The following is a 10,603-nucleotide window of genomic DNA, read 5'->3' on the forward strand; positions in this document are numbered from 1 at the left end:
GCACCGCTGGCCAGCAGAACCTGGACCCGGGAAAAGACCCGTTCCTATGAACTGGGCGGCAAGTGGGACGTGGCCGAGGGCGTGGCGCTGACCGCCGCCGGCTTCCAGATCACCAAGGAAAATGCACGCAGCCAGGTCGGCACCGGCGTCTACGCGCTGGCCGGTACGGTGCGCGTCAATGGCGCACGCGCTGGCGCGACGGGCCGCATCACCCGCGATTGGCAGGTGGCCGCCAACTACACCTACCTGGATGCCAAGGTGGTGGGCGGCGCGGTAGCCGACACCTCGGTGGGCAAGGTACCCATCAATACCCCCAAGCACACCTTCACGCTCTGGAGCACCTACGACCTGGCGCCGCACTGGCAGGTCGGCGGCGGCGTCAACTACATGTCGCAGCGCTATGCCAACGCCACCAACACCGTGCAGGTCGGCGGCTACACCCGTTACGACGCCATGCTGGCCTATACCACCAAGGCCTACGACATCCGCCTGAACCTGTACAACCTGACCAACAAGATGTATTACGATGCCCTGATCCAATCCGATGGCGGTCGTTCGGTCCCCGGCTCGGGCCGCACCGCGCTGCTGTCGCTGACCTATCGTATGTAATCAGCCACGCCAGAAGGAAACGTGCCCATGCTCATCACCATCCCCCAACTACTCGACCCGCAAGCCTTGCAGGCAGTATGCAAGCTGCTCAATGAGGCCGGCGAGGCCTGGGTGGATGGGCGCGTGACGGCCGGCTACCAGGGGGCGCCGGTCAAGTTCAACCAGCAGATCGATGAACGCTCGGAACTGGCCCAGCGCTGCCAGCACATCATCGTCAGCGCGCTGGAACGGCATCCGCGCTTCATCAGCGCGGCCCTGCCCAATCTCATCTATCCGCCCATGTTCAACCGCTATGGCCAGGGCATGAACTTTGGCGCGCATGTGGATGGCAGCGTGCGCATCCATCCGCACAATGGCCGCAAGCTGCGCACCGATGTCTCGGCCACGCTGTTTCTGGCCGATCCGGCCGACTATGACGGCGGCGAACTACAGATCGAAGACACCTATGGAATGCACAGCGTCAAGCTGGCTGCCGGCGACATGGTGCTCTACCCCGCCACCAGCCTGCATACCGTGACCCCGGTCACGCGCGGAGTGCGCATGGGATGTTTCTTCTGGGTGCAGAGCCTGGTGCGCGACGATGCCCAGCGCCAGTTGCTGTTCGAGATGGACAACGCCATCCAGCGCCTGAACCAGACCGAAGCCGACGCCCTGGCGCGGCGCACGCTGGTGGGGTGCTATCACAACCTGCTGCGGCAATGGAGCGATACCTGATCGCCCCTCCCCGCAAATGATTTATATCGTTTAGTCAAATTAACGCGAGCCCATCAGAAGGCCTGCGGACGCCACTTCAACAGACGTCGCTCCAGCGCGTGCAACAACCAGTCCGCCGCCAGCGCCACCACCGCCAGCACGATCATGGCGGCAAACACGCCGCTGGCATTGAAGGCGCCCTGGGCGGTCGAGATCAGCAGGCCGATGCCCTGCTTGGACCCCAGGAATTCACCCACCACCGCGCCCACCAGCGCAAAGCCGAAACTCACGTGCAGGCTGGCCAGGATCCACGACAGCGCCGAGGGGATCACCACGGCCATGGTCACCTGGCGGCGCGAGGCGCCCAGGATCTGAGCATTGGCGATCATGTAGCGGTCAGCCTCGCGCACGCCCTGGAAGGCATTGGCGAACACCACGAAGAACACCATCACCACCGCCAGCGCCACCTTGGAGGCCATGCCCAGGCCAAAGGCGATGACGAAGATGGAGCCCAGCACCACCCGCGGAATCGAATTGGCGATCTGGATATAGAGACTGAAGACATCCGAGAGCAACTTGTTGCGCCCCAGGACGATGCCGGCGATGACGCCGGCTACCGAGCCGATCAGAAATCCCAGTACCGTTTCCTCCAGCGTCACCAGCACCTGGGTCCACAACGGCCCCTGTGAAGTCCCTTCGACCATCCAGTCATAGATCTGCGCCACGATCAGGCTGGGTTGCGAAAAGAAGAAGGGATCGATCCAGCCGATGCGCGCGCAGACTTCCCAGCCGCCCAGCACGATTACCAGGATGGCGATGCGCAGGCCGATGACCAGGTTGCGCCGTGCGCGGATCTTGCGCTGGGCCTCGGCTTCGACGGCGGCGATATCCATCGTCGCGGCGCTGTGGCTGGCTTGTGCTTGTGTCATGAGAGTCCCCTGTATTTTTTCAAAATGATGTTCGACGTTGGTCAGTGCGCTTCCATGTAGACAGGCATCACGCGATATGCACTTCTTCGCGCAGATCGGCCCAGATGCGGCGCGAGAGATCAATGAAGCGCTGTTCGTAGCGCACCTCTTCCATCACCCGCGGGCGCGGCAGGTCGATCGGATAGACACTCTTCAAGGTGGCCGGACGGGCGGTCAAGACATAGACCTTGTCGGCCAAGGCGATGGCTTCTTCCAGGTCATGGGTGACGAACACCACCGAGCCGGAATGGGCCGACCACAGGCGCAGCAATTCATCCTGCATCAGGGTGCGGGTCTGCATGTCCAGGGCCGAGAAGGGTTCATCCATCAACAGGATCTCGGGGCTATTGATGAAAGTCTGGGCCAGCGCCACGCGCTTGCGCATCCCGCCCGAGAGCTGGTGCGGATAATGGTCGCCGAACTTGTCCAAGCCCACGCGGCGGATCCATTCATCGGCCAGCGCGTGTGCCTGGGCCTTGGGCTGGCCACGGAACAGGGGCCCGGCAGCGACGTTGTCGCGCACGCTGCGCCAGGGGAAGACGGCATCGTTCTGGAACACGAAACCGATGCGCGGATCGATGCCATCGACCACCTGGCCCATCACCCTTACCTCGCCCAGGGTCGGCTTCAACAAGCCGGTGATGAGCGAGAGCGTGGTCGACTTGCCGCAACCGGTGGGGCCGACCACGGCCACGAATTCACCGCGCGCCACGCTCATGGAAAAGTCGCGCAGCGCCACCGTGGCACGGCCATCGGCAGTGATGAAGCGGCAGCTCACGTTGTGCAGTTCGATGGCCGGCGTGGCCTGGGCAGCCTGACTGGCGGGAGTGAAGGCGTGCTGGTTGATCGCGTTCATCGGAAGACTCTTTCCTGGCTTGAGGTTGAGTGCGCCCCTGACGCACCGGGGCGCATCATGGCGTAAATGATTTATATGATTTAAACGAAACTGACCACCAGTCCAGCCCGTCATTGACTTCATGAATTACTTCACGGCATTAACGAATTCATCCGTGTAAGTCTTGGACAGGTCCACATGCTTGCCCTTGACGTTGGGATTGAAGCCCGAGAGCACCGCCAGCACCGTTTCCGGCCCGCCCTTGGGCATCTTGCCGTCCTGCGAATACATGGGCAGCGAATTGTGCAGCGCCTGTATATACAGCGGCTTGTTGTTGCCGTAGTAGTCCTTGGGCATCTTGTCGGCGATCTCTTCGGCCGTATGCGTATGGATGAAGCGCAGCGTCTTCACAAAAGCGCGCGCCAGCTTCTGGGCATCTTCCTTGTGGCTGTTGAGCCAGCTGCGCTGCACATAAACGCTGGAGGCTGGATAGAGCCCGCCCAGCGCCTGCACGGTGCCTTCCACGGTACGCATGTCCACCAGTACCTTGGCATCACCCGTCTTCAACAGCTGCGAGGCGGTGGGTTCGGTGGTCATGCCGGCATCGATGCGGCCCTGCTTCATGGCGGCGATGAAGGTATTGTCCGCGCCCACCGGCAGCACCGAGAACTGCTTGGAACTGATGCCCTGGCGCGCGGCCAGGTATTGCGTGAGGAAGTTGGTGGAAGAACCCAGGCCGGTCACGCCCAGGGTCTTGCCCTTGGCATCGGCCATGCTCTGGAAGTGCGGCGCCGACTTGCTGGAGACCAGCTCGACCTCGCCCGGCACCTGGCCCAGGATGGTGATGGCGGTGATTTCCTTGCCCTTGGTCTGCAGGTCGATGGCGTGGTCATAGAAACCGACTACGGCCTGCACGGCGCCGGCCAGCAATTCGTTTTCGGCATCGACCCCGGCCGGCTGCGATTGCAGCTCCACGTCCAGCCCCTCTTCCTTGAAGTAACCCAGTTGCTCGGCCAGCTTGGCCGGCAGGTAGACCATCTTGTTGATGCCGCCCACCATGATGGTGATCTTGGCCGCGGCCCAGGCCTGCATCGGCAGTGCCGCCAGCACGGTGCCGGCAACGGCCAGCCACAGCAAGCCATGACGGATGTTTTTGTTCACGTTAACTCCTGGAAATCGATGCGAAAGCCCGTGGATTCTACGGTGCCTTCATATAAACCGCAGAATTCACTTTACCGCGTCCACAAACTCGTTGGTAAAGGTCTTGGACAAGTCGATGTTCTTGCCCTTGATGTTGGGATTGAAGCCGGCCATCACCTTCAAGACCTGCTCGGGGCCGCCGGCGGGCATCTTGCCATCGGGCGAATACATGGGCAGCGAAGCCTTGAGCGCTTGCACATAGATGGCCTTGTTGCCGCCGTAGTAATCCTTGGGCATCTTGTCGGCGATGTCTTCGGCCGAGTGAGTCTGGATGTACCTGAGGGTCTTGACGAAGGCGCGCGCCAGCTTTTGCGACTCGGCCTTGTGGCTGTTCATCCAGGCCCGATGCACGTACAGGCTGGAAGCCGGATAGAGCCCGCCCAGCGCGGCCTTGGTGCCGTCCACGCTGCTCATGTCGACCAGCACCTTGGCCGCGCCCGAGGCCAGCAGGATGGAGGTGGTCGGCTCGGTGGTCCAGGCCACGTCCACGCGCTTTTGCTTCATGGCGGCGATCAAGGTATTGCCGGCGCCCACCGGCAGGATCGAATAATCGCCGGCCTTCAGGCCAGCACGATTGGCCAGGTATTGGGCGATGAAGCTGGAGGAAGACCCCAGCCCGGTCACGCCCAGGGTCTTGCCCTTCAGATCGGCCATGCTGCGCACGCTATCGGCCAGGTCGGCGCGCACCATTTCCATGCCGCCCGGCACCAGCAGCAACTGGGTGATGGAAGTGACTTCCTTGCCCTTGCTCTGCAGGTCGATGGAGTGATCGTAGTAGCCCACCACCGCCTGCACGGCGCCGGCCAGCAGTTCATTTTCGGCATCGACCCCGGCCGGCTGCGATTGCAGCTCCACGTCCAGGCCTTCTTCCTTGAAGTAGCCCAGGCTTTCGGCCAGCTTGGGCGGCAGGTAGATGAGCTTGTTGATGCCGCCGACCATGATGATGATCTTGTCGGCCGCCCGGGCTTGCGGGGCGCTCAGGCCCAGCGCACAGACGGTGATGGCGGTGACGCCCAGGGCCATGAGAACACGGCGCAACGGGCGGTTGGGGGCGGGCAAGACGCTAAAATCGTCACGCATTATGATTGTCTCCTAAATTTTTTGGGCGAGATGGTCTGAAGCCATCTTCACTTCTTGTAGACTTGCGAGCCTATTCTAAGAAGCCGAAACCTTCATCCAGCTTTCCAAATTCCGGCTTTTTGCTTTGCAATGCAGCATAAAAGAACCTCAAGAAACACGAGACCACCGCATGAAATTGCTCCTCATCGAAGACAATCCCCAGCTCGCCCATTGGCTGGAGCAGATCCTCAAGGAACACAAGTTCAAGGTCGATATCGCCGCCGATGGCGAGATCGCCGACCAGGTGCTGCGCGATGAGAACTACGACGTCGTGCTGCTGGACCTGATGCTGCCCAAGCTGCACGGCAAGCATGTGCTGCGCCGCCTGCGCGAGCGCCACAATGGCGTGCCGGTGATGATCCTCACAGCCAGCGGCTCCATCGATGAAAAGGTGGAGTGCTTGGGCGCCGGCGCCGACGACTACCTGGTCAAGCCCTTCGAGATCCGCGAACTGGTGGCCCGCATCAAGGTCTTGGTGCGTCGTCAGAGCGCCGACAAGGCCGCCGAGATCCATTGCGGCGACCTGGTCTACGACAGCAATACGCGCCAGTTCGCGGTGGCCGGCGTGACCCTGGCGCTGCCGGCGCGCGAGCATGACGTGCTGGAAGTGCTGATGTTGAAGCAGGGTAAGACGGTGTCCAAGACGGCCCTGATGAAGGGCGTCTTCAGCCTGTCCGAAGAACCCAGCGCCGACGCCATCGAAATCTATATCTCGCGCCTGCGCAAGAAGCTGGAACACTCCAGCGCCGCCATTATGACCCTGCGCGGGCTGGGCTACCTGTTGAAGCAGAAAGATGATTGACAGCCTGCGCCTGCGGCTGTTGTGGTGGCTGCTGATCCCGATGGCGGCCTACGTCGGCCTATCCACCAGCGACGCCTACGACAATGCCGTGGCCAGCGCCACCCTGGTGCAGGACCGGGCGCTGCTGGCGTCGGCGCGCATGATGGCCGGCCAGGTCGGCTGGAACGATGGCGCGCCGGTGGTCTCGATCCCGCCGGCGGCGCTGGAACTGTTCGCCTCGCCGGCCCAGGACGCGGTCTACTACCAGGTGCGCATGGACGACGACACGCTCTTGGCCGGCCGCCCCGACTTCCCGGCCGAGCCCGACTTTGCGGCGCTCTACCCGGTCTATACCAGCACCACCTCAACGGCAAGCCGCTGCGCGTGTTCAGCTATATCCGCGCCCTGTTCGATGAAGGCACGTTGCGCATGGTGGCGGTCTCGGTGGGCCAGACCATGCAAGGCCGCCAGGAGATGATCGACGCCCAATGGCACGCCTCGCTGCGGCGCCAGATGGTCTTGCTGCTGCTGGCCATGAGCCTGGTGGTGCTGGGCATGACGATGGAATTGCGCCCGATCCTGGCCTTGAAGGATGAACTGACCACCCGCGAGCCGGATTCGCTCACGCCGCTGCGCGCCGGCGGCTTGCAGCAGGAGCTGCGACCCATCGTGGAAGCCATCAATCAGTACATCCAACGGCTCAATGCCCAGGTGACGGTGCAAAAGCGCTTCGTGGCCGATGCCGCGCACCAATTGCGCACACCGCTGGCGGTGATCGATTCGCAGATCCAGTTCGCGCGCCAGCTGGACGATCCGGCACGCGTGGCGCAGGTGCTGGCGGCCTTGCAGGAAGGCAGCCGCAGCATGACCGACCTGACCAACAAGCTGCTGCTGCTCTCGCAGGCCGAGGCCTCCAACAGCAGCGCCTTCCCGCGCGCGCCGGTGGATTTGCTGGCGGTGGCGGCCATGGTGCTGGAAGAGCTGGCCGGACTGGCCTTGAAGAAAGGCATCGACCTGGGCCTGGAAACCACGCTGGAGAGCGCCCTGGTCAACGGCAATGAAGCCCAGCTGGGTGGCCTGTTGATGAACCTGATCGACAATGCCCTGCGCTATACGCCGCAAGGCGGCAAGGTCACCGTGGGGCTGGAGAAGAAGCGCAGCCAGGTCATCATCACGGTCAGCGACAATGGCCCCGGCATCCCCGCCGAGGTACGCGAACGCGTGTTCGAGCGCTTCTATCGCAATGCCGCGCCGGACCAACCGGGCTCCGGCCTGGGCCTGGCCATCGTGCGCGAGATCGTGCAGGCCTCACAGGGATCGATCCGACTGGATGCGCCGGCCCAGGGCAGCGGGCTGGTGGCCACGGTCTGCCTGCCGGCATTGCCGCCGCAGGTTGGTTGAAGGTCAGCAATACAAAATCTCGCAGCGCACACAAATTCCGCTCAAAAAGTATCAGCCCGCCGCCCGCTTTTGGCGTGGAGCGGCGCGCCCTGCGCTCGTACTCTTGCTCCTGCCGCTAGCTCGGCAAACGGGTGCCGCGCCATTCCCCCCGGGCAGGCAGCCGCCCTGAACGATAAAAATACCAGGAGACAAACCGTGAACAATATCTGCTTGGGCGCCGCGTGCGCCGTCCTTGGCGCTGCCCTGCCCTTGGTGGCATCGGCGCAGTCCTGCAATGTCCCCGTGCTGAAGGTGCTGGCGCAGAAGAGCCTGGGCCTGACGGTGATGGAAAAATCGCTGCCCGACTACCAGAAGCGCACCGGCACCCGCATCGAGATCAGCTACTTCGGCGAGAACGACCGCCGCGCCAAGTCGCGCCTGGATGCCGCCACCAAGGCCGGTTCCTACCAGGTGTATTACGTCGATGAAGCCAACGTGGCCGAGTTCGCCTCGGCCGGCTGGATCGTGCCGCTGCTGAAGTATTACCCCAAGGATGCCGATTACGAAGACTTCCTGCCGGGCCGCCGCGCCGTGGCCAGCTACAAGGAGGTGGCCTACTTCGCGCCGTTGATCGGTGGTTCCGACTTCCTCTTCTATCGTCGCGACCTGCTGGAAAAAGCCGGCCTGCCGGTGCCGCGCACGCTGGATGAACTGGTGGCCGACATCAAGAAACTGCATTCGCCACCCAGCGTCTATGGCTGGGTAGCGCGCGGCCAGCGCGGTTCGGGCATGAACGTGTGGCGCTGGGCGCCCTTCATGCTGGCCGCCGGTGGTAGCTGGACCGACAAGAACAACCAGCCGAGCTTCAATTCGCCGGCGGCCGTCAAGGCCACGCAACTGTATGCCGAGCTGTTCAAGTACGCCCCGCCTGGTGCGGCGACCTACGACTGGAGCAATGCGCTGGAAGCCTTCCGCTCCGGCAAGGTGGCCTTCATGATCGAGTCCACGCCCTTTGCCGACTGGATGGAAGACGCCAGCAAGTCCAGCGTGGCCGACAAGGTCGGCTATGCGCGCCCACCGGCACCGCTGCCCTCGGCCGCCTATGGCCACGGTCTGGCGATCTCGGCGGTGGGGGCCAAGGATGAATGCACGCGCCAGGCCGCCGGCAAGTTCATCGCCTTTGCCACCGGCAAGGAACAGGAGCAGGCGCGCCTGCGCGAAAAGGTCTTCAGCGACTACAACCGCAGCAGCACCATCCAGAGCGACTACTTCCAGAAGAACGTCAAGCCGCAAATTCTGGCTGGCCTGAAGGACACCACGCCAGTCTCCAAGCTGACCATCTGGCCCAGCCCGCAATGGCCGGACATCGGTGACAACCTGGGCGTGGCGTTGGAAGAAATCTTCACGGGCACCCAAAAGGATATTCCGGGCGCCCTCAACGACGCCAACCAGTATGCCCGCGAGGCCATGGAACACGTGCGCAAGTAAGTAACTTCATTTAGGGCCTGTTCACACTGTTACCGCCGTGGTCCTGGGCCACGGCGGCCTCTGGAGTCCTGCATGTTCAACCGTGGAAAGACCTCGCTGCCCTACCTGTTCCTGGGCCCGCCGCTGCTGGTGATGCTGGTGCTGGGCCTGGTGCCGACGGTGGCGGCCATCAACCTGGCGCTGAAGAACCGGGTGCTGCGCTATCCCGAGAGCGACTACGTCTGGCTGCGTAATATCGAGCGACTGCTGTCGGATCGACGCTTTCTCAACGCCATCGAAGTCTCGGCGATCTGGGAAGTGGTAACCGTGCTCGGCGCACTGGTGGTGGGCGTGCTCATTGCCATCTATCTGTTCGAGCAAGTGCACGGCAAATGGCGTCATGCCATGTGCGTGTTGCTGATCACGCCGGTGCTGCTGCCACGGGTGTCGGCGGCCTTCATCTGGAAGTTCATGTATTCGCCGCTGACTGGCATCCTGGGCTGGCTGCTGGGACTGCTCGGCATCCATGACACAGCCTTCCTGTCGGACCCGGTGCTGGCGCTGTATGCGGTGGCGGCGGTCGATATCTGGCAGTGGGGCCTGTTCTTCGCGGTGATCGTCCTGAAACTGCTGGAGACGCTGCCGCCCGAACCACTGGAAGCGGCGCGGCTGGACTACGCGCGCACCTGGCAGGTGTATGCCTACATCGCCCTGCCGATGTTGAAGGCGCCCATCATCAGCCTGGTCTTCATCAAGATGGTGGAGTCGCTGCGCTCCTTCGACCTGATCTATGTGATGACCAAGGGCGGGCCCGGCGTCGCCACCGAGACGCTGGACATGTATGCCTATGCGCAAGGCATCGGGCTGTCGGGCAAGGTCTCGTATGCCTCCACCATGGCGGTGCTGATGATGGCGGCCACCACGCTGATCTTTACCCTGATCTGGAAACGGGTGAGCCAATGGGAAGACTGATCGCACGCGGCGCCGTCTGGGGCGTGGGCCTGTTGCTGGTGCTGGTGGCTGTGTTCCCGCTGCTGTGGGCACTGCTCAATTCGCTCAAGACGCTGCTCGATATCGTCACGCCGACCCCGCGTTTTATCTTCACGCCGACACTGGAAAACTATCGCCAGGTCATCGGCAGCCCGGAAGTCCTGGTGGGGCTGACCAACAGCGCCGTCATCGTCGGCAGTGCCGTGCTGCTGGGCACGCTCATGGGCGTGCCGGCGGCCTACGTGATTGAGGCCGAGGTATTGCTGGTCAGCGTGGCCGATAGCACCGGTACCTGACGCCAGGCCATGGTGGGTTGCGATTTTTTTTGCAGCAAGGCCAGCAACAGGCGTGCCGCGTGTTCGCCGGTCTCGGCCATGTCGATATGCGGATAGGTCTTGAAGCTGACGATGATGTCGGCATTGGCCACCATCTTCTGCGTGACGTTGCCATGCAGGTCCAGCGCCACCGCCAAGCGTGTGTGCGGGGCGATGCGGCGGATGCTTTCCAGCAGTTCCCCTTCGCCATCGTCGGCATTCTTCGCCACCATGGCGCCGTGCAGGT

The 10,603-nt window shown here is 62.9% G+C and carries 9 protein-coding genes and 4 pseudogenes; 8 read left to right on the forward strand and 5 right to left on the reverse strand.

Annotated elements, in window-relative coordinates:
- Positions 1 to 609: pseudogene (locus I5W_RS21285) on the forward strand (TonB-dependent receptor); the annotation flags it as partial.
- Between the two features lie 27 nt (positions 610 to 636).
- Positions 637 to 1,323: a Fe2+-dependent dioxygenase gene (locus I5W_RS21290; protein ID WP_017453924.1), complete on the forward strand. Its 687-nt coding sequence runs from the start codon at positions 637 to 639 to the stop codon at positions 1,321 to 1,323.
- A 53-nt stretch (positions 1,324 to 1,376) separates the two neighbouring features.
- Here the strand turns inward: I5W_RS21290 and I5W_RS21295 are convergent, their stop codons facing one another.
- The 4 genes from I5W_RS21295 to I5W_RS21310 all read right to left on the reverse strand — a co-directional run bounded on the left by I5W_RS21295 (position 1,377) and on the right by I5W_RS21310 (position 5,385).
- Entirely contained in the window at positions 1,377 to 2,231 is an 855-nt protein-coding gene (locus I5W_RS21295; protein WP_044530734.1) for an ABC transporter permease, read from the reverse strand.
- 67 nt (positions 2,232 to 2,298) lie between these two features.
- Entirely contained in the window at positions 2,299 to 3,126 is an 828-nt protein-coding gene (locus I5W_RS21300; protein ID WP_017453926.1) for an ABC transporter ATP-binding protein, read from the reverse strand.
- A 126-nt stretch (positions 3,127 to 3,252) separates the two neighbouring features.
- A complete protein-coding gene (locus I5W_RS21305; protein WP_017455493.1) occupies positions 3,253 to 4,266 on the reverse strand; it encodes an ABC transporter substrate-binding protein in 1,014 nt (337 codons plus the stop codon).
- A gap of 66 nt (positions 4,267 to 4,332) precedes the next feature.
- A complete protein-coding gene (locus tag I5W_RS21310) occupies positions 4,333 to 5,385 on the reverse strand; it encodes an ABC transporter substrate-binding protein (protein ID WP_044530735.1) in 1,053 nt (350 codons plus the stop codon).
- Positions 5,386 to 5,554: 169 nt separating this feature from the next.
- Here I5W_RS21310 and I5W_RS21315 point away from each other — a divergent pair, with 169 nt between their 5' ends.
- The 6 genes and pseudogenes from I5W_RS21315 to I5W_RS21335 form a co-directional block, all read left to right on the forward strand.
- Complete coding sequence (locus I5W_RS21315; protein WP_017453929.1) at positions 5,555 to 6,226, forward strand: response regulator; 672 nt, start codon at positions 5,555 to 5,557, stop codon at positions 6,224 to 6,226.
- 40 nt (positions 6,227 to 6,266) lie between these two features.
- Positions 6,267 to 7,057, forward strand: a pseudogene (locus I5W_RS33620) (sensor histidine kinase N-terminal domain-containing protein); the annotation flags it as partial.
- A gap of 12 nt (positions 7,058 to 7,069) precedes the next feature.
- Entirely contained in the window at positions 7,070 to 7,606 is a 537-nt protein-coding gene (locus tag I5W_RS34295) for a sensor histidine kinase (protein WP_374702150.1), read from the forward strand.
- A gap of 195 nt (positions 7,607 to 7,801) precedes the next feature.
- Complete coding sequence (locus I5W_RS21325; protein ID WP_044530736.1) at positions 7,802 to 9,073, forward strand: ABC transporter substrate-binding protein; 1,272 nt, start codon at positions 7,802 to 7,804, stop codon at positions 9,071 to 9,073.
- A 72-nt stretch (positions 9,074 to 9,145) separates the two neighbouring features.
- Entirely contained in the window at positions 9,146 to 10,024 is an 879-nt protein-coding gene (locus I5W_RS21330; protein WP_044530737.1) for a carbohydrate ABC transporter permease, read from the forward strand.
- Positions 10,012 to 10,290: pseudogene (locus I5W_RS21335) on the forward strand (carbohydrate ABC transporter permease); the annotation flags it as partial. The gene I5W_RS21330 and the pseudogene I5W_RS21335, both read left to right, overlap by 13 nt.
- On the opposite strand, the pseudogene I5W_RS29135 reads toward I5W_RS21335, so the two are convergent.
- A pseudogene (locus tag I5W_RS29135) lies at positions 10,290 to 10,603 on the reverse strand (M81 family metallopeptidase); the annotation flags it as partial. The pseudogenes I5W_RS21335 and I5W_RS29135 sit on opposite strands and share 1 nt — an antisense overlap.

It is taken from the genome of Herbaspirillum sp. B65, assembly GCF_000333555.1.
In the GTDB taxonomy this organism is placed as follows: Bacteria; Pseudomonadota; Gammaproteobacteria; order Burkholderiales; family Burkholderiaceae_D; genus Herbaspirillum; species Herbaspirillum rubrisubalbicans.

Excerpts from the sequence above, each read along its gene's own strand:
- I5W_RS21290 (WP_017453924.1), top strand. The coding sequence starts at position 637 with ATGCTCATCACCATCCCCCAACTACTCGACCCGCAAGCCTTGCAGGCA.
- I5W_RS21295 (WP_044530734.1), bottom strand. The coding sequence starts at position 2,231 with ATGACACAAGCACAAGCCAGCCACAGCGCCGCGACGATGGATATCGCC.
- I5W_RS21300 (WP_017453926.1), bottom strand. The coding sequence starts at position 3,126 with ATGAACGCGATCAACCAGCACGCCTTCACTCCCGCCAGTCAGGCTGCC.
- I5W_RS21310 (WP_044530735.1), bottom strand. The coding sequence starts at position 5,385 with ATGCGTGACGATTTTAGCGTCTTGCCCGCCCCCAACCGCCCGTTGCGC.
- I5W_RS21315 (WP_017453929.1), top strand. The coding sequence starts at position 5,555 with ATGAAATTGCTCCTCATCGAAGACAATCCCCAGCTCGCCCATTGGCTG.
- I5W_RS34295 (WP_374702150.1), top strand. The coding sequence starts at position 7,070 with ATGACCGACCTGACCAACAAGCTGCTGCTGCTCTCGCAGGCCGAGGCC.
- I5W_RS21330 (WP_044530737.1), top strand. The coding sequence starts at position 9,146 with ATGTTCAACCGTGGAAAGACCTCGCTGCCCTACCTGTTCCTGGGCCCG.